The organism is Streptomyces sp. NPDC088746 (genome assembly GCF_044751065.1).
GTDB lineage: Bacteria > Actinomycetota > Actinomycetes > Streptomycetales > Streptomycetaceae > Streptomyces.
The window spans coordinates 321,759-343,067 of the sequence record NZ_JBIVLA010000001.1; the positions used below are offsets into that span (position 1 = coordinate 321,759).

General features: G+C 71.9%; 20 protein-coding genes. 6 read left to right on the forward strand and 14 right to left on the reverse strand.

From position 1 onward, the window contains the following. Positions 1-2 precede the first annotated feature (2 nt). From ACIP63_RS01490 to ACIP63_RS01500, 3 genes are all read left to right on the forward strand, one after another. On the forward strand, positions 3-779 hold the full coding sequence (locus ACIP63_RS01490) for an LON peptidase substrate-binding domain-containing protein (protein WP_401510371.1): 777 nt from the start codon (positions 3-5) through the stop codon (positions 777-779). 17 nt (positions 780-796) lie between these two features. Continuing rightward, entirely contained in the window at positions 797-1,297 is a 501-nt protein-coding gene (gene ybaK / locus ACIP63_RS01495; RefSeq protein WP_401510373.1) for a Cys-tRNA(Pro) deacylase, read from the forward strand. 62 nt (positions 1,298-1,359) lie between these two features. Next, entirely contained in the window at positions 1,360-1,749 is a 390-nt protein-coding gene (locus ACIP63_RS01500) for a TraR/DksA family transcriptional regulator (RefSeq protein WP_401510375.1), read from the forward strand. A gap of 51 nt (positions 1,750-1,800) precedes the next feature. Here ACIP63_RS01500 and ACIP63_RS01505 read toward each other — a convergent pair whose 3' ends face one another. From ACIP63_RS01505 to ACIP63_RS01565, 13 genes are all read right to left on the reverse strand, one after another. Beyond that, a complete protein-coding gene (locus tag ACIP63_RS01505) occupies positions 1,801-1,998 on the reverse strand; it encodes a hypothetical protein (protein WP_401512297.1) in 198 nt (65 codons plus the stop codon). Continuing rightward, entirely contained in the window at positions 1,995-3,104 is a 1,110-nt protein-coding gene (locus ACIP63_RS01510; protein WP_401510377.1) for a metallopeptidase TldD-related protein, read from the reverse strand. The genes ACIP63_RS01505 and ACIP63_RS01510 overlap by 4 nt, the downstream gene beginning before the upstream one ends. Continuing rightward, positions 3,101-3,886 carry a JmjC domain-containing protein gene (locus ACIP63_RS01515; RefSeq protein WP_401510379.1) on the reverse strand — a complete coding sequence of 262 codons (786 nt, stop codon included), beginning with the start codon at positions 3,884-3,886 and terminating at the stop codon, positions 3,101-3,103. Before ACIP63_RS01515 ends, ACIP63_RS01510 begins: the two co-directional genes overlap by 4 nt. Then, positions 3,883-4,719 carry a hypothetical protein gene (locus tag ACIP63_RS01520; RefSeq protein ID WP_401510380.1) on the reverse strand — a complete coding sequence of 279 codons (837 nt, stop codon included), beginning with the start codon at positions 4,717-4,719 and terminating at the stop codon, positions 3,883-3,885. Before ACIP63_RS01520 ends, ACIP63_RS01515 begins: the two co-directional genes overlap by 4 nt. Continuing rightward, a complete protein-coding gene (locus ACIP63_RS01525; protein WP_401510381.1) occupies positions 4,709-5,644 on the reverse strand; it encodes a DUF692 family multinuclear iron-containing protein in 936 nt (311 codons plus the stop codon). Before ACIP63_RS01525 ends, ACIP63_RS01520 begins: the two co-directional genes overlap by 11 nt. Beyond that, the gene (locus ACIP63_RS01530; protein WP_401510383.1) at positions 5,644-7,566 is read right to left on the reverse strand and encodes a B12-binding domain-containing radical SAM protein; all 1,923 of its coding nucleotides are present in this window, start codon (positions 7,564-7,566) and stop codon (positions 5,644-5,646) included. Before ACIP63_RS01530 ends, ACIP63_RS01525 begins: the two co-directional genes overlap by 1 nt. A 3-nt stretch (positions 7,567-7,569) precedes the next feature. Beyond that, positions 7,570-8,829 carry a tetratricopeptide repeat protein gene (locus ACIP63_RS01535; RefSeq protein WP_401510384.1) on the reverse strand — a complete coding sequence of 420 codons (1,260 nt, stop codon included), beginning with the start codon at positions 8,827-8,829 and terminating at the stop codon, positions 7,570-7,572. Further along, a complete protein-coding gene (locus ACIP63_RS01540; RefSeq protein ID WP_401510386.1) occupies positions 8,813-10,168 on the reverse strand; it encodes an MFS transporter in 1,356 nt (451 codons plus the stop codon). The genes ACIP63_RS01535 and ACIP63_RS01540 overlap by 17 nt, the downstream gene beginning before the upstream one ends. A 184-nt stretch (positions 10,169-10,352) precedes the next feature. After that, positions 10,353-10,478 (reverse strand): hypothetical protein, encoded by a 126-nt coding sequence (locus tag ACIP63_RS01545; protein WP_393755593.1) that lies wholly within the window; start codon positions 10,476-10,478, stop codon positions 10,353-10,355. A gap of 424 nt (positions 10,479-10,902) precedes the next feature. After that, positions 10,903-11,628: an ABC transporter permease gene (locus tag ACIP63_RS01550; RefSeq protein WP_401510388.1), complete on the reverse strand. Its 726-nt coding sequence runs from the start codon at positions 11,626-11,628 to the stop codon at positions 10,903-10,905. A 34-nt stretch (positions 11,629-11,662) separates the two neighbouring features. Next, positions 11,663-12,511 (reverse strand): ABC transporter permease, encoded by an 849-nt coding sequence (locus tag ACIP63_RS01555; RefSeq protein WP_401510390.1) that lies wholly within the window; start codon positions 12,509-12,511, stop codon positions 11,663-11,665. 55 nt (positions 12,512-12,566) lie between these two features. Continuing rightward, complete coding sequence (locus ACIP63_RS01560) at positions 12,567-13,547, reverse strand: ABC transporter ATP-binding protein (protein WP_401512227.1); 981 nt, start codon at positions 13,545-13,547, stop codon at positions 12,567-12,569. A gap of 118 nt (positions 13,548-13,665) precedes the next feature. Continuing rightward, on the reverse strand, positions 13,666-14,925 hold the full coding sequence (locus tag ACIP63_RS01565; RefSeq protein WP_401510392.1) for an NYN domain-containing protein: 1,260 nt from the start codon (positions 14,923-14,925) through the stop codon (positions 13,666-13,668). 268 nt (positions 14,926-15,193) lie between these two features. Here ACIP63_RS01565 and ACIP63_RS01570 point away from each other — a divergent pair, with 268 nt between their 5' ends. After that, the gene (locus ACIP63_RS01570; protein WP_401510393.1) at positions 15,194-15,373 is read left to right on the forward strand and encodes a hypothetical protein; all 180 of its coding nucleotides are present in this window, start codon (positions 15,194-15,196) and stop codon (positions 15,371-15,373) included. A gap of 75 nt (positions 15,374-15,448) precedes the next feature. Here the strand turns inward: ACIP63_RS01570 and dnaE are convergent, their stop codons facing one another. Further along, positions 15,449-18,985, reverse strand: coding sequence for a DNA polymerase III subunit alpha (gene dnaE, locus ACIP63_RS01575; RefSeq protein ID WP_401510395.1), 3,537 nt, complete (start codon positions 18,983-18,985; stop codon positions 15,449-15,451). A gap of 169 nt (positions 18,986-19,154) precedes the next feature. Here dnaE and ACIP63_RS01580 point away from each other — a divergent pair, with 169 nt between their 5' ends. Beyond that, on the forward strand, positions 19,155-20,480 hold the full coding sequence (locus ACIP63_RS01580; protein ID WP_401510397.1) for a DUF2252 domain-containing protein: 1,326 nt from the start codon (positions 19,155-19,157) through the stop codon (positions 20,478-20,480). Between the two features lie 69 nt (positions 20,481-20,549). Next, positions 20,550-21,275: a hypothetical protein gene (locus ACIP63_RS01585; RefSeq protein WP_401512229.1), complete on the forward strand. Its 726-nt coding sequence runs from the start codon at positions 20,550-20,552 to the stop codon at positions 21,273-21,275. Positions 21,276-21,309: the final 34 nt, after the last annotated feature.

The following is a 21,309-nucleotide window of genomic DNA, read 5'->3' on the forward strand; positions in this document are numbered from 1 at the left end:
TTGTGACCACCGCTCGCCTGCCTCTCTTCCCGCTGAACGCGGTGCTGTTCCCCGGCCTCGTGCTGCCGCTCAACGTCTTCGAGGAGCGTTATCGCGCCATGATGCGCGACCTGCTCGAGATCGACGAGGACGAACCGCGCCGCTTCGTGGTGGTCGCGATCCGCGACGGCCGCGAGACCGCCCCGACGGCCACCGGCATGCCGGACACGGCCGCCACCGCGCCTCCCGCCGAGCGGGCCCCGGGCGACGGGTTCGGGCCCGATCCCCTCCAGACCTTCCACCGGGTCGGCTGCGTCGCCGACGCGGCGAAGATCCGTGAGCGCGCCGACGGCAGTTACGAGGTGCTGGCGACCGGCACCACACGGGTCCGGCTGCTCTCCGTCGACGCGAGCGGCCCGTTCCTGACGGCCGAGGTCGAGGAACTGCCCGAGGACCCGGGGGCCGCCGAGGGCGAGGACTCGCCCACGGACGAGGCGGGTGCCCTCTCGGAGGGCGTCCTGCGCGCCTTCCGCAGCTACCAGAAGCGGCTGGCCGGAGCGAGCGAGCGTTCCCTGACGACGGGCGCGGACCTGCCCGACGACCCGTCCGTCGTCTCGTACCTCGTGGCCGCCGCCGCCGTGCTCGACGTCCCGACGAAGCAGCGCCTGCTCCAGGCCCCGGACACCGCGACCCGGCTGCGCGAGGAGCTGGCGCTCCTGCGCAGGGAGACGGCCGTCATCCGGCACCTGCCCTCCCTGCCCTCGTCCGAACTCACCCGCGATCCCACGTACCCCAACTGACCCGAGGACCGGCCCCGGTGGCGAAGAAGTCCAGGAAACAGCAGTCCGGCTCCACCCCGGCCACGGTCGCCCTGACCGCGGCCGGCACCGCGTTCACGGTCCACGCGTACGACCACGACCCCTCGTCACCGTCGTACGGGGAGGAGGCGGCCGAGGCTCTCGGCGTCTCCGCCGACCGGGTGTTCAAGACCCTGGTCGCCGACGTCGACGGTGAGCTGGTCGTCGCGGTCGTCCCCGTCGCGGGGTCCCTGGACCTGAAGGCGCTGGCGTCCGCGGTGGGCGGCAAGCGTGCGGCCATGGCCGACCCGTCGGCCGCCGAACGCACCACGGGCTATGTACGGGGAGGCATCTCCCCGCTGGGCCAGCGCAAGCGCCTGCGCACGGTGCTGGACGCGTCGGCAGGCTCGTATCCCACGATCTGCGTCTCGGCGGGGCGCCGGGGCCTGGAGGTCGAGCTCTCACCCTCCGACCTGGCCACCCTGACGGACGCCACCCTGGCCCCGGTCGGCCGGTCGTAGCGGGAACCCCCGGCGCGTGAGGTGCGCGGAATGCGGACCCCCGTACGACCGTTTCCGCACAGGTGAACGAGTTTTCTGATTCTGTACGTGCCGGACCGGGCGGCCTCGCGGCCACCCGGGAGCGACTGCTCGCGGAGCGCGGCTCCACGGAGTCCCGGCTCACGGCGCTGCGGAGTGATTTCGACGGGATCGTCGAGGCGAACGCGCTGGTGGCGGTCGACGACGAACACGACCCGGAGGGATCCAGCACCGCCTTCGAGCGGGCCCACGTCGCCTCGCTGCTGGACCGGGCGCGGGACCACCTGGAGGAGGTGGACCGGGCCCTGGAGCGGCTGGAGCGAGGCGCCTACGGGCGCTGCGAGGCGTGCGGTGAGCCGATCCCACCGGGCCGTCTGGAGGTGCGTCCGGCAGCGACGACCTGTGTGCGGTGCGCTGCCGGCGCACCCCGCTGACGCCGTCGGCGACGGGCCGGGGAAGCGTGAACCGCTTCCGCGGGCACGCGGTCAGCGCTTGAAGGCGTCCTTCGACTTCTCCTTGGTGGCACGGCCCTTGCCGCGGGCCTCCAGGGCCGCTCCCTTGGCCGCGGTGGTGTCGTCGCCGACCGCGTGGGCAACCTTGCGTACGGCCTTCCCGACGATCTGCTCGGTCTTGGCCTTGCTCTTCTCTCCGGCGCTCATGTCGGTCCTTTCGTAGGTGCTCACCCAGTCGCCTGCCCCTGTCCGCGGGGCGGAAACGGCCCGAAGCCGGAACGCGCCGTGCCACGCGGGGCCGCCGCGCCCGCGGACTCGTCACCGGTCCTGCTCGGCGTGGGTACGCCCGGAGCTCCCGAGCGGGTCAGCAGCCGTTCGACGTCCGCGAGCGGACGCAGGACGCAGCGGTCGAGCAGCAGGGACGGACTGATGAGGGTCGAGCCGACCTCGTGCCCGGCCTTGACGCACGTGTAGGGCGAGCTGTGCACCGTCACGTCGTCGCCGGCCGCCGTGATCCGGCCGGCCAGCGCCGCCTTGCGGGCGCAGATCGCCACCGGTCCGACGATCTCCCGGGTCGCGCGGCCCGCCCGTACCCTCCGCGCCCACAGCAGCTCCAGGATCAGGTGCCCGCGCACGGAGAAGCCGCCGATCGCCGTGCCGAGCAGCCAGCCGTCGCCCATCCGGCCGCGCAGCACCTGCGCCGTGTCCCGGCCGGCCGCGACCTCCAGCACGCTGCAGCGCGGGACGACCGCGCCCCTGCGGCCCCGTCCGTGCCCGGTGCTGCGGCCACCGCTGAGCGCGCGGGTGCTCCGGTCGGTGAGCAGCCCCGTCCAGTAGCCCTCGCGCAGCAGCGTGACGGTCCGCGCGGCGGTGCCCTCGTCGTCGCGCGTGTAGCTGCCCGCGTACGGACGGGCCGCCGGCCGGTCCCGTACGGTCAGCGGGGCCGGTGTCCAGCGGTCGCCGAGGACGCGGCCGAGTGCGCCGCCGTCGGAGAGGTAGTTGTCGGCCTCGCTCGTGTGCCCGAAGCATTCGTGCGCCAGTACCCCGGCTGCCGTGGGCGACAGCAGCGCCGGTCCTGTCACCGGCTCCGTCAGCGGTGAGCGCAGCCGTAGCAGCGCCTGGTCGTCGAGGAGCTGCCGTACGCCCTGCCGCACCTGTCCTGCCACGAAAGGCGGGTCGTAGGCGGCGGCTCCCCACTGGGGCGTCGTGCCGTGGTCCGGAGCACCGAGGCTGATGCGCACCCGCCACAGCCCGTCCCGCTCGTCCGGGACGATCCGTGCCCGCGGCCCCAGCTCCAGGCGCGCCGCGGCCAACGCCGCGGCCAGGACGTCGGTCACGGCGAGGGCACGTCCGTCACCGCCCGCAGCGCTCGTCGCAACGCGTCCTCGAGCCCTTCGGTGTCGGGCGCGCCGAGCGGCAGCGGCTGCCACCAGGCGGCTTCCCGTGACAGTGCGCTCAGCAGGGGCTTGAGGTGCTGGGAGAGCGCGCTCCGCGCGTTGTAGGAGAAGGAGACACTGACGGAGCCTTCACCGTCGTCCCCCTCCACGCCCTCGTGCGGTGCGAACAGCGGCAGGTAGAGCACGTCGCCGGGGTGCAGCTCCGCGCGCAGCGGCTCCTCGGGCAGGTGGCCGGAGGGGACGAAGCCCTTGGTCTCCAGCATGCGGCTGCGCTGCCGCTCCGGCGCGGTGTCCTCGGGCAGACCCACCAGCCAGGTCTTCGAACCCCGCTGCTGCACGACGAAGTTGTCACTGTGGTCGAAGTGGCAGCCGATCCCCGCACCGCGGCCCCGGGTCACCGACAGGTCCGCCGTGCACTCGTCCCAGCCGAACAGGTCGGTCAGCTTCGCGCAGGCGTCGGCCAGTTCCGGCAGGGTGTGCTGCGCCTGGTTGACGAAGAGCACCGTGCCGTCAGGCCGCCGCCGCACCTGCGCTCCGGACCCGGGCTCCCGCGGTGTCCCTTCGAGGCTGTGCTCCAGGGCCTCGATGTCGGGCCAGTCGAGGGAGGGGGCCAGGAAGCGCGGGCCCACGCCGCGCCAGAGGGCCGGGCGGCGGCGCCAGTGCTCGCGGTAGAAGAGGTCCAGGTCGAACCGGTCCGCCTCCGGCAGAATCCGTGTGGTCATCGCAGCCCCCAGGCCCGCAGTCGCTGAAGCAGTTTCGCCCGTACGTCGGGTGGCGTACCCACGTCGTGACCGGCCAGGACCGAGGTCAGGGCGTCGAAGAGGGGGCGTCCGGCCGGGCCGATGACGCAGCGCCCCGCACCCGCGAGGAACATCGTGGGGCGCAGGTCCCAGTCGGCGGGCGCCTCGGAGTAGTCGCGGAAGGCGCAGAAGGTGCCTCCGTGAAAGGCCGAGTCGCGGAGCGTGACGTCGAAGGTGGCCTCCGCGCCCGTGGCGATCGCCCGGGCGACGGCGCAGGCGGCCTCGTGGTGCGCGAGCGGCTCAAGGGCGCACTCGGGGTCGAAGGCCGGTCCGGCAGCCATGAACCGGTGGAAGCACTCGGGCAGCGAGAGACCACGCCCCCGGGGCGAGTAGGGCACGTCGCGGAAGTGCTGGAACTGCGGTGAGGCGAGGAAGAGTTCGGCCACCGCGTTGGTCCCGTGGCCGTGCCGCTGCCGGATCGTCTCCAGGGTGCGCGCGAAGGCCCCCTTGAGACCCTGCCCCGTGCCCGTCCCGCCGCTGACCACCGCCGAGCGGATGTTGCGCCCGACCAACCGCAGTTCCGTCAGGTCCACCCGGTCGAAGACCTCGATCAGGTCCGCGTCGAGCGGCGGCCGCATGCCTCCGGGGCCCTCCGCGGCGAACGCGGAGCGGAACCGCTGGTCGTACAGCAGCCGGTCGAGGACGCCCAGGATGCGTCCGTGCCGCCCGGCCTCGGCCGCGTCACCCGGACCCGGCCCGCCCTTCACGTCGTACGCGTCGTCCGCGTGGTCCACCGCGGTGGCCTCATGCGGCATGAGCGGTCTCCTTCCAGTCGCGTACGAGGGAGAAGAGGCGCTCCGCGTTCGGTCGCGACTTGGGCACGAGCGCCCCGTCGGCGGTGAACTTGGGGTCCTCGTAGGTGATTCCGGTCAGCCGCGGCATCATCGGCAGCAGGTGTTCCAGCAGGGTGAGCTGCTCGTCGAGGAGCACGCCGTGGTGCAGGTCCCGGAAGCGTCCGTCGACGATCTGGCAGCCGGACAGGTGCACCTCGTGGCAGCGGTCGAGCGGCAGGGCCTCGAGACCGTCGAACATGCGCGCTCCGGTGCGCCCCATCAGCCACTGGTAGGCGAGGATGTGACCGATGTCGATCGTCGCGTGCACGCCCGTCTCCCGGACGACGGTGTCGAAGAACGCGAAGGCGTCCAGCGTGCCGACCAGGAAGCTGCCGCCCTCGGTGAAGCCGGGGAACTCCACGGACAGTGGAGCCCGCAGCCGCTCGCGCCACTCCGCGACCCCCGCCACGCAGCGCCGCAGCCCCTCCGCGGTCAGTACGGGCGGCATCGGGTACGGCAGGCTGCGGCCCCCCAGCGACCAGATCCCCAGGTCCTCGATGATCCAGCGGAATCCGTAGCGTTCGACCAGCGCGTTGGTGAAGTCCGCGACGGCGGACCGCTCGTACCCCTCCGGGGAGCCGGTGTTGAGCAGGGTGTGGTGGAAGGCGCGCGGGCGGCCGTCTCCGAACAGTGCGAAGAGGTCGTCGTACGCGGGGTAGTAGCGCTCGGGTGTGAGCGGGCCGTAGTCGATGGGCTGGAAGGCGACGAACATGTAGTCGTACGTCTGCGCGTTGCGCCGCAGGAACGCCGCGACCTGGTCGGTCGGGCGGCCCTCCCCCGTCTTCTCGAATCCGATGCGTTCGCCCCAGACGAGGTCCATGCCCAGGCCGAGTCCCAGTTTGTCCATCAGGCACTCTCCGCTTCCGGTGGGTCGAGCACGAGCAGCCGCTTGTCGACCATCTGCGCCAGCCAGCGGCGCGCCCCCGGCTCCTCTGAGGTGAGGCCGCCGCCGGGGGTACGCTCCACGCCCGCGGGTACGGCCGCCATCCGTGGCCAGGCGACGTCGGCCAGGAACCAGCGTGTACGGACGGAGTCGAGCGCCACTCCGAAACGCGGCCGGGCCCGCAGCGCCGGCCCGGTGGCCGCCGTCCCCGCCGCGGGCCGGTCCCGCGCGCGCGGCGAAAGGTCGGGCCGGACGGCCCGTTCGGCGTCCGGCACCGCCTCGACGGTCATCCGCAGCAGCCGCTGCCTGGCCTCCTCCGTCGCGGTGTCCTCGAGGAGCGCGCCGCCGACCCGGCCGCCGGCGAAGGCAAGGCCCTCGTTGGTGATCAGGTAGGCGTCGTCGTCCTGGCGCCGTCGGTCGGCCCACAGGTAGCTGCCCGGCTCGGCGACGACCAGTTGCATGGTGTCCAGGCCCATCTCCGCCGGGTGACGCTGCACCACCTCGACCGTCTCGCGGGAGCCCTGGACGGCGTCGTCGTGGTCGAAGCCGTCCATGAACGACAGGTTGGTGACGATCCCGGCCCGGGTGAGGTTGAGCACGGCGCGCTCCGCGTGCGCCGCGTCCTGGCCCTTGTGCAGGGAGTCGAGAATGCCTTGGTTCGCGGTCTCGAACCCGGTCGACAGCTGCACACAGCCCGCCGCGCGCAGCCGTTCGCAGAAGGCGGGGTCGGCCAGTTCGCGTTCAAGACGCGCCCGGACCCGGAAGGTGAGCGACGCGCCCCGTCGGCGGACCGCCTCGGTCACGCGCAGCAGATGGCGCAGTCCGGTGTTCTCGTCGGTGACCGCCACATCGGTCATCCCCAACCGGCCGGACAGCGCCACCAGGTGTCCGGCGGCCACCTCCGGGTCGATCTGCTGGAAGGCACGGGCGTCGCGGTAGCGGTTGCCGTACGAGCAGAAGGTGCACTTCCCCCAGTAGCAGCCGACCGTGAGCCGGTAGGGGAACTGGTGGGCCATGTTGGTGTAGACGGAGAAGTCGAACGGCGCGAAGTCCGGCATCGGCTGCTCGCTCAGCACGAAGCCGTCCGCGAGCCCCGTCCGCTCTCGCACGGCGCCGCTCGCGCCGGTGGTCGCCTCCCGCGTGGCCGCTCTCCTCCCCTCCCCCGGTACGCGGGCGCCGGGGCCCAGGACGCGGGCGAGGAAGCCCTCGCCGTGGCCGAGGCACCAGTGGTCGACGGCGTGGGAGGCGGTGACGTGCCGGCGCAGCGGCGCCGCCCACATCTGCACGGTGGGTCCGCCGAGCGCGATCCGCAGCGCGGGGCGCCGTTCCTTGAGCAGCACGCACAGGGTGAGGACGGGGACGAGCTGGCTGAAGAAGGGTACGGAGAAGGCCAGCATCCGTGGCGGGTCGTCGGACAGCAGTTCGTCGAGGCGGTCGGCGCACCAGCGCGCCGACCAGCTCTCGCGGCCGGCGTCGACGTACCTGTCGAGTTCGGGCAGGAGCAGGGGGCCGTCGACGATCCAGCCGTCCTGGGAGGCCTGCTGGGTGACGTAGCGGACCGACGCCTGGATGGCCGTCTCCTGGGCGAAGCCGGTGGAGCGGTCGCGGGCGGTCTCCAGGAGCAGGGTGCCGTGCCGGGCCCGGTAACGCTCACTGACGGTCCGGTAGATCTCGCCCGCGCTCGGCGCGGACGCGCCGGGGACCGCGTCCGCGGCGGACGGTTCGTGACGGCGGAGCAGGACGCGGGCGCGGTACTCCAGGTTCAGATCGAGGGTGCGGACCCGGTAGTCCTGAGCCGTCCAGGCGGCGGCGAGCTGCGGCAACGCCAGGTACGGGAACTGGACGGCCTCGCTCACAGGCGGCATCACCAGCAGTACGTCGCTCATCGCTCATCCCCCTCCCGTGCTCCCGGTGGTCCGTGCCCGCGTCAGCCGTTCGATGAGGTCCAGACGGTCCCGTGCCGCCCCTGCGCTCTCCGGGTCGCCCCGCGCCTCGGCGAGCACCCGGACGGTGCGCCAGACCCCGGCGCGCAGCGGCAGTTCCTCGGCCACGGCGCGGAATTCCGCCAGCGCGGCGCCGGGGCCCTCCAGCCGCAGGGTGGCGCGGGCCGACAGGACTCGCGCGTGCATCGCGAGGGTGTCGCGCGGGTCGAGCGCGACGGCCTCGCGCAGTCGGTCCCTCGCGGCGCCGTGTTCGCCCCGCGCGTAGTGCGCCGCGCCGATCTTGTACGCCAGCCAGCTCGACCGGTACCCCTGGGCGGCTGCCCGCTCGTAGCACTCCTGGGCCCCTTCGGGGCTCGCGGAGGCGTTCGCCAGGCCGCGCAGGGCCACCGCCACCCCTGGCGCGGGATCCTCCGCGCCGGCCTGCCCGCCCTCCGCCGCGGGCTCGTCGTGAGCCGGGAGCCCGGCGCCCTGGTGAACACGCAGCATCAGGTCCTCCGGCCACGGGGTGGCGGGCAGGAAGGAGGACTGCCGGGCACTCAGCCCCAGCCGTCCCGCGACGTCCGGGCCGACCCCGCGGAACTCGCCGGGCAGGAACCCGGAGCGGGTGGACCACGTCATCGCGGAGAGTTCACCCCCGCAGGCCGCGACCAGGTCGGCCAGGTCCTCGACGGAGTGGTCGGCCCTGCCGTGCTCGTCCACCAGCCAGTCCAGGTCGATGTCGGTGACGACGTCTCCGGTCACATGCCGGTCCAGGTGGCGGGTGAGGAGATCGGGGGGTACGACCGAGAGCCGTACGCCGCACAGTGTCACCGCCAGGCAGCACCCGCCGGTCCGCGCGTCGACCGGGGCGCCGCCGGTGGCGATGAGGGACACGCAGTCCACCGCCCTGCTCTCCCAGCCCGCGTACGAGGTCCAGCTCGGCACCCACACCAGGTCGGTGAGGGCGGCTGCGAGGGCGGCGGCGGACCAGAAGTCGTCGAGCCCGAAGGCGCCGGGCACGCCGCGCACGGGCAACCGGCGCAGCAGCTCCGCGGGGGACGTCCCGGCGGCTGCCGCGGCGCGCAGGGCCTTCTCGCCGCCGGGGGCGAGGGGCTTGAGGTCCAGGTGGCGGTCGAAGCAGACGACGGTGCGGTCGCGGTAGGGGCTCTGCGGCCACAGTGCCGCGACCTCGCCGTGCTCCTCGAAGAGGTCAACCCGTCCCTGCATCCCGCACCCTTTCCGGAAGCGGCGCGGCCGGCGCCGGCGCGGGGGGCGTCCTGGGGGCGGGCAGCGGCGCCGAGGAGAAGCGGCGCGCGTCCGGGCTGAGCATGGTGGCGGCCGTGGTCACCAGGACGAGGACGCCTGCCCACAGCATGATCGTGCGGGCGTCGGCGAAGCGGAGCAGTACTGCGCCGAAGAGCTGACCGAGGGGCAGCGAGGCGAAGGAGAAGAAGAAGTCGGCGGAGAACGCCCTGCCGTGCAGCCTCTCGGGCACCTCCCGGCGCAGCCCGGCCATCTTGACGACGTCGAACGCCTGCTGGCCGATGCCGCCCGCGACGAACGCGGCGGTGAGCAGCAGCACCGATCCGGTGGCCACGGGTGCGAGCACGGTCACGCCGAAGAGGCCGAGCAGCGCAAGGGAGTACAGGCCCTTGCTCCGGCCTGTGACGCGCCCGCCGACCAGTGCGCCCACGACGGTGCCCACCGCGAAGGAGCCGAGCACGAAACCGTAGACGGTGGCGCTGTGTCCCGTTTCCAGCAGGAACACCGGCAGGGCGACCATCCACGGTCCGACGGCGAGCAGGACGTGGACGACGGCGAGAATCTGCACGTGCCGCAGCCACCGCACCCGCCACAGCACGGCGAGCCCGCCGAGGGCGGAGCGCAGCAGTGACTCATCGGGCTTCTCCGGCTCGTCGGACGTCGCTGCGGCCGATCCGGCTTTCGCGGGGCTGTCCGTCACGGGACCGTCCGTCAAGGGGCTGTCCGTCACAGAGCTGTCCGGTACGGGGCGCGCCGCGTACCGGGCGCCCGCCCAACGGGTCACGACCGCGGACAGCCCGAAGGCCACGGCGGCGGCGACGGCTCCCGCCGACGAGCTGAGAACGGCGACGACGGTGGCGGCGAGGGTGGGGCCGACGATGCCGGAGGTGTTGCGCATGCCTTCGAGGAGGCCGTACGCGGCGGTGACTGCGGCTTCTTCCGGGTCGGAGCTGCCGGAGCGGTCGGGCGCGTCGGTTTCTCCGTCAGGCTTCCCGGCCGCGCGCGTGCCCCTGCGCAGCACCTGTGGGGTGATCAGCAGCAAGGCCGGTTCGCTCACCGCTTCACACAGGCCGATGAGGACGGCGACGCCGAGAATGACGGCGTCCAGCCGGCCGTCCCAGAGGAGGGCCAGCGCGATGAGTGCGAAGAAGCGGGTGGCATCCGCGGTGACCGCCGCGGCGACGGGATTGACGCGGTCGAGAAGTGCGCCGCTGAAGAGGACGACACCGCCGAGTGCGATGAAGCGGGCGGCGAATACCGCTCCGATGGTCTCCGCTGTCGTTCCCGACCGGGCCGCCGCCACGACGACGATGATCGGAAAGAATGCGTCACCGAGCAGAGAAACAGCCTGCGCAAGGCAGAGCCCGGCGAAACGCCGATTTCCGAGCAGCTGTAGATATGTTCTCACCGGGGACGCGAGACCTTTCTCGAGGAGCCTGCCACCGGCGGTTCCACCGGCCGACGGCAGGCCTGCGTCGGTCCTTCGGTCAGTTCTTGAAGCGGAACGCGTGGAAGGCGACGCTCTCGTCCAGGTCCTCGGCCTCCAGAACTTCCAGGCTGTCGAGGTCTTCGATTTCGTCGAGGATGGTCTGCTCGTTGCGTGACTCGCCCATAATTCCTCCTGAAAACGGAAGGAGCGCGGCAGGCTGATTCCCACAGCGCCGAGAAAAATGCTATCCGGGGACTTCCTGCTTTGAGAATGGCGCACACCCTTTCTGGCCGAAAGGGCGCCCCGAACAGATCGAAGGGCGTTCCGAACAGATCGCCCCCGCACCCGGGAATACCGGTGCCGAGCTGGGCGGAATGCGTGAGCGGAATGGGGAATTCAGAATTCGCAAGGACGTGCGATGGCCGGTTCCTCATCCTTCGAAAGGGTGTCGTCCGGCTCCGCGGTCAAGCGGTGCCCGCGAGTCCGGGGGCAGCACCACTTCGGGTCGTCCGCTTCGGCAGGAAACACACCGCCGTACGGGAGACCTCCCGGCCGCAGAGCACGGACGCCGGCCGCTGATGCCGGCAGGCGACCGTGTCCGGAGCCCGCTACGGCCGTCCCGGGTCCGGCTTGTCCGCCGGCCGGCCGGCCTCTGCCGCCGGCCACTCGGGGGCGCCGGAGGCGGCCCCGTCCCCCGTCTCGGCCCGGGGTGCCCCGTACGGGCTCTCCCACTCCGGCTCAGGGTCCCGCGGTCCGAACAGCGCCGTCAGCCCCAGGTGGACGATCATCGCGGCGATGGGCCAGGCGAGCATCGCCGCCCCCACCGCGTGCAGCTCCAGCGGCGCGTCGAAGGTGACACCCTTGCCGACCTCCTTGGCATGGGCCACCACATCGGACGTCGGCCCGAACCAGGTGCCGATCCCCCACGCCAGCAGGGAGCCGAGCAGCCCGCCCAGGGCGAGCCCCACCACCAGCGGGATGCCTCCGCGACGGCGCAGGAGGAACACGACGGCCGCCGAGACCAGGCCGAAGGCGAGGGCCAGCAGCACGAACGTGCCGTCGGCGCCGATGGCCTCCTCGCCTTCGCTGTTCTTGAGGAACACCGCGGTGTCGTCGGAGACGAGCGGCACCCGGGGCGCCAGCCACAGCCAGAGCAGCCCGAGGCCGGCACCGGCCACCGTCAGCACCACGGCGATCACCGCGGCCTGCCGTAGCTCCGCGCGCCGCTCGTCCGGGCCGGGCTGCTCGCCGGGCAGGACGTGCGAACCGGTGGGCGGGTTCTGCCACGGGTCGTTCGGCTGGGGCTGGTGCGGCGGCGTCAACGGTGCGGTCACGGTGCCATCGTGCCAGGCGGACGTGTGCGCCGCCTCACCGGACCGCCGCACGCCGGTACGCCCATGTGGCCACGGCCAGCGAGAGCACACCGACCGCCGCGCACACCGCGAGGTCGAGGGCGACGACCGCCCAGTCGGGGTGGGCGTCGAAGGACCGGGAGAGCGCCTCGACGCCGTAGGTCGAAGGGAGCAGATCGCGCGCCCACCCGACCGGGCCGGGCAGCCGCTCGGCCGGCAGCACGCCCAGCAGCAGTGCCGCCGACATGCCCAGCTGCCCGAGCAGCGTCGCGATCTCCTGCCGAGGCGCCAGCAGCCCGAGCGCGGCGCCGAGGCCGGAGAGCGCGGCCCCGGAGAGCGGGATGACCGCGACGAGTACCCACAGGTGCGTCATCGGGAGCCCGAACAGCGCGCTGCCCGCCACCGCCGTGACGATCGTGCCGGGCACGGTGAACGAGGCGTACGCGCCGGCCGCTCCCAGCACCACCGCGGCCGGCGGTACCGGCAGCGTCGCGTAGTGGTCGAGCCCACCGCCGGCCCGGAGCTGGCCGAAGTACTGGGCGAGCAGGTTGAGCGCGACGAAGGCCACGACCAGCACGCTGGAACCGGCGACGACGGCCCGTGCCTCCGCACCGCCGTCGACGACCCCTCGCATCAGCACCATGATCCCGACGGACTGGAAGGTCGCGACGAACAGCAGCGGGATGCGCGCGACCCTGGCCCGCGACAGCTGCGCCCGGTACACGGCGGCCAGTGACGGGAGCAGCCTGGCCCGCGGCGCGAGGGCCGCGGGGGCCGTACGGGCGGGCGGACCGTTCCGTACGGCGGAGGCCCGCCCCTTCGGCCCGGTCACCTTCGCGGACTCCGTGGGAACGATGCTCGTCACCTGGCAGTGCTCCCGTCCGACTCCGACACGTCTCGCGACACGTTCACCGTCCTGCTCACGCCTTCACCAGTCCCTCGGCCCTGGCGGCGTCCCCGCCGAGCGCCAGATAGACGTCCTCCAGGCTGGGCGTGGCCAGCGTGAAGTCGTCGAGCGAGGAGAACGCCGCCCCGCCGGTCACCGCGGCGACCGCGGCCCGCGCCTCGTCGGGTCCGAGCCGCAGCACCCACTTGCGCCCCGACTCCTGCGCGGATTCGCGGAGCGCGGCCACCTCCGGGACGTCCAGCGGTGCGCGCTCGCGCCACACGAGCTCGACCCGCACCTCGCCCGCCACCCGTTCCTTGAGCCCGGACGGGGTGTCACAGGCGATGACCTTGCCGCGCTCCATGACCGCCACCCGGTCCAGGACGGTCTCGGCCTCGATGACGTTGTGGGTCACGAGGAGCACCGTCGCCCCGTGCTCGGCACGCCTCCGGTCGACGGCGGACCAGACGGAGCGCCGGGCGACGGGGTCCATGCCGGTCGTCGGTTCGTCCAGCACCAGGACGGGGCGCTCGCCGACCAGCGTCGCTGCGAAGCAGGCCAGCCGCCGCTGTCCGCCGGACAGCTTCTTCAGCGGGCGTCCGGCGAGGCCGGTGATCCCGAGTTCCTCGAGTACGTCGTCGCGGGCGGCGCGGGCCACCCGTACGGGCAGGCCCCTGAGCCGCCCGGTGGTCTCCGCGGCGAGCGACACGGTCAGTTCGTCGAGGGCGGTGGACTCCTGGCCCAGGTAGCCGATGAGCCGCGAGGCCCGCTCGGGGTGGCGCACCAGGTCGTGTCCCAGCACCTCGACGCTCCCGGAGTCGGGACGCATCAGTCCGGTGAGCTGGCGTACGAGCGTGGACTTGCCCGCGCCGTTGGGTCCGAGCAGTCCGAAGATCTCGCCGCGCCGGACATCGAGGCGGACCCCGTCGGTGGCGCGCACCTCGGGGGTGGCGGCGCGGCCTCGTCGGCCGCGGACGGCGGGGTAGGTCTTGACCAGGTCACGCACCGCGCACACGGTGCCGGTCTGTGCCTGCGCTGCGCCCGTAGCCTGTGCTGTGCCCGTACTCACGAGGTATGAGCCTACGGGGTCGGATGCCCCGTATCGCGTCCGGGGCCGGGCAGCGCCGCCCCTCTCACTCCCCCGAGGGAGCGTGCTCGGCGGCGGCCCGTACGTCGATCTCGCGCCAGAATCCCGCCCTGATGGCATAGCGGTCGTGCTCGTCGATCTGGTCGTCCTTGTGCGCGAGCAGGCCGAAGCGGGCCGCGTACCTCAGGAGTTCCCCGTCGATGCGGTGCGGGATGCGCGGGTACATGGTGGACAGCTTCTGCAGGTGGACGGTCTCCGGCAGCCGTTCCATCCAGCGCCGGGCGAAGACCTGGCCGACCTCGAAGGGGTCACCGCCGACGGTGGTGATGTCCTCCTCCCGGTCCGCCCAGCGCTGTTCCGCGCTGGTGAGATGGGCCAGGGTCGGCAGGGACGCGGTCTCGGCCGGCTCGCCGAGCGGCCCGCCGCGCTCGACCCAGCCCTTGTCGGACGACCAGCGCAGTGTCGCGTTGGCGGCCGGCGGCTGCGCGGTCTGCTGCGCGGTCCCCGCTCCGGGGGCGCGCAGGCTCGCCAGGTCCTTGGGGGTGGGGACGCCCTTGTGCCCGGGCGCCGGCTGGGGGTGCGGGGCGGCTTCCGCGCCGGCCGTGCCGGTGCCGTTACGGGCCGCGGCGGCCTGGGCCTCCGAAGCCCGCTCGGCGGAGGCGGCGAGGGCGGCCTCGGGCAGCGGCGCGGACAGGATCGCGGCGATCTCGGGGCGCGGTACGGGCGGGGGCGCGCAGACGCCGCCGGTCTCCTTGGCCCGTACGGCCTTGGTGATCCAGGCCCGGTCGAGCACCCGCCGCTCGTCGGCCTCGGCGACGAGGTCCTCGGACTGGTTGTAGTCACCGTCGGCGGCCTGGACGGCCCAGAGGTGGACGGCGACGCCGTGCTCCTTGGCGGACATGAGTCCGGGCAGCAGATCGCCGTCACCGGTCACGAGCACCACGTCGGAGCAGGCGCGGTTCCTGGCCAGCTCGGTCAGTTCGGCGTGCATGGCCGCGTCCACGCCCTTCTGCGCCCACCGCCCGTCACTGCGGGTGAGCGCGCCGAGCCGAACGGTCACCCGGGGCATGACGCGCAGCCTGCGGTGCTCGGGCTGCGGCACGCGGTCGGGGGCGCCGTCGAACCAGTAGATGCGCAGCAGGGGCTGTTCCGTATCGGCCTCCGCGCGCTCGCGCAGGCCCTGGATGAGGGCCGCGTGGTCGACGGTGATGCGGGAACGGGCGGGCTCTCCGGCCAGCAGACTCGCGGCTGCGCCCAGCAAGTAGCCGGCGTCCACCAGGACGACGCAACGGTCCACGCGTTCCACCCTCTTCCAATTCGGGAGCGGATCAGCGGCCCCTGACATGGGGGATGCGTCCGCCGGCCCGGGTTCGCTTACTCAGGGTTTCCTTCGAGTCTGCCCGACGGCACGGGGGTTAAGGTCCGGAACTCGATCATCGGCGTGGCGGATCCGGGAACGGCGGATGATACCTCGCCTACTACGCTCGGTAATGATCCAACATGCGTCCTTTGTGGTGATATGTGAGTCTGACAGCGGTTCTGGACCCCCCAGAGCTTCCACAGGAGGCATCACGATGGCGAAGAACAAGAACCGCAAGCAGGGCAGCCAGCACGACCGCGCCTCGGCCGCGGAGCGGGGCGCCGAGGAGGCCAAGTCGACGGCGTACGAGTCGCAGACCCAGGCCCAGTCGCAGGCGCAGGGCAGCCCGGCGGACGTCGCGCGCAAGCACCAGAAGCGCTTCGGCCACAACTGACCGGTTCACGGGCCGGCAGGCCGAGAGGGGCGCCCCGCCGTGGCGGGGCGCCCCTCTCGTGGGTGCGGGGAGCCGTCAGCCGGCCAGGCAGGACGGGCCGAGCAGCACCTTCAGGTCGCCGAAGAGGGCGGGGTCCGGCTTGACCCGGTGCCGGTCGAGCCGGAGCACGGTGGTCTTGCGGGGGCCCTGGAGCCTGATGCGCACCTCGGTGTCGCCGCGGTGGTTGGCGAGGACCTCGCCGAGCCGGCTGACCATGGGCGGGGTGACCCTCACCGTGGGGATCGTCAGGATGACGGGCGCGTTGGACCCGGCGTTGGAGATGTCGGGGACCTGCATCTCCATGGCGACGAGGCGCGGCACGTCCTCGCGCTTGTCGAGGCGTCCCTTGACGAAGACGACGGTGTCCTCGACGAGCTGGGTGGAGACCAGCTGGTAGGTCGCGGGGAAGAACATGCACTCGATGGAGCCCGCGAGGTCCTCCACGGTCGCGATGGCCCAGGCGTTGCCCTGCTTGGTCATCTTGCGCTGGAGGCCGGAGATGATGCCGCCCACGGTGACGATCGCGCCGTCGGAGTGCTCACCTCCCGTGAGCTGCGAGATCGCCGCGTCCGACTTGTCGGACAGGACGTGCTCCAGGCCGAAGAGCGGGTGGTCGGAGACGTACAGTCCGAGCATCTCGCGCTCCTGCGCGAGCAGGTAGGACTTCTCCCACTCGATGTCGGAGAACTCCACGTCGAGTCCGAAGCCGGGTTCGCCGCTGTCCTCCTCGCCGCCGCCGAAGAGGTCGAACTGCCCCTCGGCCTCCTTGCGCTTGACCTGCACCACGTTGTCGATCATCGGCTCGTGGTGGGCGACGAGCCCCTTGCGGGTGTGCCCCATCTCGTCGAAGGCGCCGGCCTTGATCAGCGACTCGACGGTGCGCTTGTTGCACACGACCGCCTCGACCTTGTCGAGGAAGTCGGGGAACGTGGAGTACTTCCCCTTCGCCTTACGGCACCTGATGATCGAGTCGACCACGTTCTGCCCGACGTTGCGGACGGCGGTCAGCCCGAAGAGGATCACGTCGTCACCCTGGGCGGCGAAGTTCGACTCGGACTCGTTGACGTTCGGCGGGAGCACCTTGATGCCCATGCGCCGGCACTCGTTGAGGTAGACCGCGGACTTGTCCTTGTCGTCCTTGACGGAGGTCAGCAGCGCCGCCATGTACTCGGCGGGGTAGTTCGCCTTGAGGTACGCGGTCCAGTAGGTGACCAGGCCGTAGGCGGAGGAGTGCGCCTTGTTGAACGCGTATCCGGCGAAGGGCACCAGGACGTCCCACAGCGCCTTGATCGCCGCGTCGGAGAAGCCGTTCTTCTTGGCACCGGCCTCGAAGAGGACGAAGTTCTTCGCCAGCTCGTCGGCCTTCTTCTTGCCCATCACGCGGCGCAGGATGTCGGCCTCGCCGAGCGAGTAGCCGGCGACGATCTGGGCGGCCTTCTGCACCTGCTCCTGGTAGACGATCAGGCCGTAGGTGAGGCCGAGGACCTCCTTGAGCGGCTCCTCCAGCTCCGGGTGGATCGGGGTGATCTCCTGGCGGCCGTTCTTGCGCTCGGCGTAGTTCGTGTGCGAGTTCATTCCCATCGGGCCCGGCCGGTAGAGGGCCGAGACGGCGGAGATGTCCTCGAAGTTGTCGGGCTGCATCTGGCGCAGCAGCGAACGCATGGGGCCGCCGTCGAACTGGAACACCCCGAGCGTGTCACCGCGGCAGAGCAGTTCGTACGTCTTGGGGTCGTCCAGCGGCAGGGAGAGCATCTCCAGGTCGACGCCCTTGTTGGCCTTCACCATCTTGATGGCGTCGTCCATGATCGTCAGGTTGCGCAGGCCCAGGAAGTCCATCTTCAGGAGGCCGAGCGACTCGCACTGGGGGTAGTCCCACTGCGTGATGGTGACGCCGTCGGTGTGCCGCACCCAGACGGGGGCGTGGTCGACGATGGGCTCGCTGGACATGATCACGCCGGCGGCGTGCACGCCCATCTGCCGGACGAGGCCCTCGACGCCCTTCGCGGTGTCGATGACCTTCTGGACGTCCGGCTCGTTCTCGTACATCCCCCGGATCTCGCCCGCCTCGCTGTAGCGCGGGTGCTTGGGGTCGGTGATGCCGCTGAGGTCGATGCCCTTGCCGAGGACGTCGGCGGGCATGGCCTTGGTGAGGCGGTCGCCCATCGCGTAGGGGTAGCCCAGGACGCGCGCGGAGTCCTTGATGGCGTTCTTGGCCTTGATCTTGCCGTAGGTGCCGATCATGGCGACCTTGTCGGCGCCGTACTTCTCGGTGACGTACCGGATCACCTCGACGCGCCTGCGCTCGTCGAAGTCGATGTCGACGTCGGGCATGGAGACGCGCTCGGGGTTGAGGAAGCGCTCGAAGATCAGCCCGTGGGTGATCGGGTCGAGGTCGGTGATGCCCATGGCGTACGCGACGATCGAACCGGCGGCGGAACCACGGCCGGGGCCGACCGCGATGCCGTTGTTCTTGGCCCACATGATGAAGTCGGCGACGACGAGGAAGTACCCCGGGAACCCCATCTGGATGATGATGTCCATCTCGTACTCGGCCTGCTTCTGCCGGTCCTCGGGGACGCCTCCGGGATAGCGGCGGTCCATGCCGACCCGGACCTCCTCCTGGAACCAGGTGACCTCGGTGAAGCCCTCCGGGATGTCGAACTTCGGCATCAGGTCGCGCTTCTCGAACATGCCGGTGGTGTCGATCTGCTGCGCGACCAGGAGGGTGTTGGCGCAGCCCTCCTGCCAGGCGTCCGAGGAGTCGACGGCGTACATCTCGTCCGTCGTCTTCAGGTAGTAGCCCGTGCCGTCGAAGCGGAAGCGGTCCGGGTCGGAGAGGTTCTTGCCGGTCTGGATGCAGAGCAGCGCGTCGTGCGCGGTCGCCTCGTTGGCGTAGGTGTAGTGCGAGTCGTTCGTCACGAGCGGCGGGATGCCGAGCTTCTTGCCGACCCGCAGCAGGTCGTCGCGGACCCGGCGCTCGATGTCGATGCCGTGGTCCATCAGCTCCAGGAAGTACCGGTCCTTGCCGAAGATGTCCTGGTACTCGGCCGCCGCCTTGACCGCCTCGTCGAACTGGCCGAGGCGCAGACGGGTCTGCAGCTCACCCGAGGGGCACCCGGTGGAGGCGATCAGGCCCTCGGACCACTGGGAGATGGTCTCCTTGTCCATGCGCGGCCACTTCTGCAGCCAGCCCTCGGCGTAGGCGTCCGAGGAGAGCTTGAAGAGGTTGTGCAGTCCCGTGCTGTTCGCCGCCCAGATCGTCTTGTGGGTGTAACCACCGGAACCCGAGACGTCGTCCCGCTTCTGGTGCGGCTGGCCCCACTGGACCTTGCGCTTGTGCTTGCGGGACTCGGGGGCGACGTACGCCTCGATCCCGATGATCGGCGTCACACCCGCCTTCTTGGCCGAGTGGAAGAAGTCGTAGGCGCCGTGGAGGTTGCCGTGGTCGGTCATCGCGATGTGCGACATGCCCATCGTGTTCGCCGCCTCGAACATGTCCTTGAGCCGCGCGGCACCGTCCAGCAGCGAGTACTGGGTGTGGACGTGCAGGTGCGTGAAGGGCGGCTTGGTCACGGCGCTGTGCCTCCGGAGAAACTCGGGATGACGACTGAGGGGAACAGCGTGGAAGTCTACGTCTCCGAGGTGACAAGCGGCGGGCACTCCGGGGTACGGTCGCGCGTTGGAAGACCGGGGACGCCCGTCCCATTTGTCATGAACGCCATGTACCAGGAGGCACCCAGCGATGTCGGACACGCAGACCGGCGCAGAGCAGCGCGGGGAGCAGATTCTCGCAGTTTTCGACACCGCGTTCGGGCAGCTCTTGGCCGCCGACCCCGCAGCCTTCCGGGTCAAGTTCCGCAAGATGGCGGGCTCGGCCTTCGCGTTCTACCGGGGCTCGGCCGGCCTCTTCTACGCCGATCTGGACCGCGAGCAGCACACCGGCGCCTATCTCGACGAGCGCACGAGCAGGGTGTGGATCCACGGCGACCTGCACGCCGAGAATTTCGGCACGTACATGGACGCCAACGGCCGGCTCGTGTTCAACGTCAACGACTTCGACGAGGCCTATGTGGGTCCCTTCACCTGGGACCTCAAGCGCTTCGCCGCCTCCGTCGCCCTGATCGGTTACGCCAAGGCGCTGGGTGACGACCAGATCGGTGAGCTGGTGCGGGTCTACGCCGCCGCCTACCGCGAGCGGATCCACGCCCTGGCGACCGGCGCCAAGAACGACGAGGTGCCGCCCTTCACCCTGGACACCGCCGACGGCCCGCTGCTGGGCGCGCTGCGTGACGCCCGGGCGCTGACCCGGTTCGGTCTGCTGGACTCGATGACGGAGATCCGGGACTTCGAGCGCCGCTTCACCGCCGACGGCGGCACGATCGACCTGGACGCGGCGACGCGGTACAAGGTGCTCGCGGCGTTCGACGGCTATCTGGAGACGCTGCCGGAGTCGAGCCTCACGCGCCCCGACTCCTACCGGGTGAAGGACGTCGTCGGCCGCCGGGGCATCGGCATCGGGTCGGCCGGCCTGCCCTCGTACAACATCCTTCTGGAGGGCAACAGCGACGCCCTGGAGAACGATGTGGTGATCTATCTCAAGCAGGCGCAGACCCCGGCCGTGTCCCGGCACATCACGGACGCGGCCGTGCGGGACTACTTCCAGCACGAGGGGCACCGCACGGTGATCTCGCAGCGCGCCCTCCAGGCGCACGCCGACCCGTGGCTGGGCTGGACCGAGCTGGACGGGTCCGGACAGCTGGTCGCCGAGGTCTCCCCGTACGCGGTCGACCTGGACTGGTCCGACATCGACGAGCCGGAGGAGATCGCGGCGGTGGTCGCCGACCTCGGCCGGGCCACGGCGACGATGCACTCGGCGGCGGACGACGAGAGCGGGCACTCGCTGGTGCCGTTCTCCACGGAGCGCGCGATCGACGCGGCCATCGCGGCCGACGAGGAGGGCTTCGCCGACCTGCTGGTGGACTTCGCGCACAGCTACGGCGCGCGCGCCCGTGCCGATCACCAGATCTTCGTCGACCTCTTCCGCAACGGCCGCATCCCGGGCCTCTAGGGCTCCCGGGCCCCGGCCCCGCGGATCCTTAGGGCTCCCATACAGGAACGCATGGCAAACTCTCCGGCGATGGACGTATCAGGGACATCGGTCAGAGCGGTACGCGCGGCGTTGTTCACCGCGCTCGTCGTCACGCTCTCGTCCGCGTCCCATGTGCTGCTCTCCCGGGTTCCGCTGCCGATGGCCGCCGTGGCGCTGCTGGCGGGGGCCGTCTTCGCCGTGGCGTTCGCGCTGGCGGGCCGGGAGCGCGGCTTCGGCGCGATCGCCGGGCTGCTGGTCCCGCTGGAGCTGGCCGCCGACACGGTGTTCACCACCGGCCAGCACCTCTGTTACGGGGCGGCGGGCGGCCCGATCGCGGGCCCGCTGCGCTCCGTGGGCGTCGACGTGCTCTGCGGCGGAGAGCCGGGGGCCGGTGCCGACGCACTCTCCGGCGTGGCCTCGGTCGGCACACCGCTGGCCGGGGTGACGGGCGAGGGCGGCCATGCCGCCGCCCTGCTGGCCTCACCCGGGCCCGCTGTCCCCTGGCTGCTGCTGGCCGCGCACGTGGCCGTCGGACTGCTGGCCGCCGCCTGGCTGCGGCGCGGCGAGTCCGCGCTCGCGGGGCTGCTGCGCGCGGCCGCCGCCGTCGCCTTCCGGCCGCTGCTCACCGCGGTGGCCGTGGTGGGCAGGGCCCGCGGCCGCGTGCGGTCCGGCGCCCGGCGCGCCGGGCGCCCGCATCCGCTCGCCCCGGCCCGCTTCCTGGTGCACTCCGTGGGACGGAGGGGCCCGCCGCGTCCGGCTCCCACCCCTGCCTGAGTACGCGGTAAGTCCCCCGAGCCACCCCACATCC

Bases quoted from the DNA above. Each gene is read 5' to 3' on its own strand.
- ACIP63_RS01585 (WP_401512229.1), top strand. From the start codon at position 20,550: ATGGACGTATCAGGGACATCGGTCAGAGCGGTACGCGCGGCGTTGTTC.
- ACIP63_RS01515 (WP_401510379.1), bottom strand. From the start codon at position 3,886: ATGACCACACGGATTCTGCCGGAGGCGGACCGGTTCGACCTGGACCTC.
- ACIP63_RS01525 (WP_401510381.1), bottom strand. From the start codon at position 5,644: ATGGACAAACTGGGACTCGGCCTGGGCATGGACCTCGTCTGGGGCGAA.
- ACIP63_RS01530 (WP_401510383.1), bottom strand. From the start codon at position 7,566: ATGAGCGACGTACTGCTGGTGATGCCGCCTGTGAGCGAGGCCGTCCAG.
- ACIP63_RS01545 (WP_393755593.1), bottom strand. From the start codon at position 10,478: ATGGGCGAGTCACGCAACGAGCAGACCATCCTCGACGAAATCGAAGAC.
- ACIP63_RS01580 (WP_401510397.1), top strand. From the start codon at position 19,155: ATGTCGGACACGCAGACCGGCGCAGAGCAGCGCGGGGAGCAGATTCTC.
- ACIP63_RS01520 (WP_401510380.1), bottom strand. From the start codon at position 4,719: ATGCCGCATGAGGCCACCGCGGTGGACCACGCGGACGACGCGTACGAC.
- ACIP63_RS01570 (WP_401510393.1), top strand. From the start codon at position 15,194: ATGGCGAAGAACAAGAACCGCAAGCAGGGCAGCCAGCACGACCGCGCC.
- ACIP63_RS01535 (WP_401510384.1), bottom strand. From the start codon at position 8,829: ATGCAGGGACGGGTTGACCTCTTCGAGGAGCACGGCGAGGTCGCGGCA.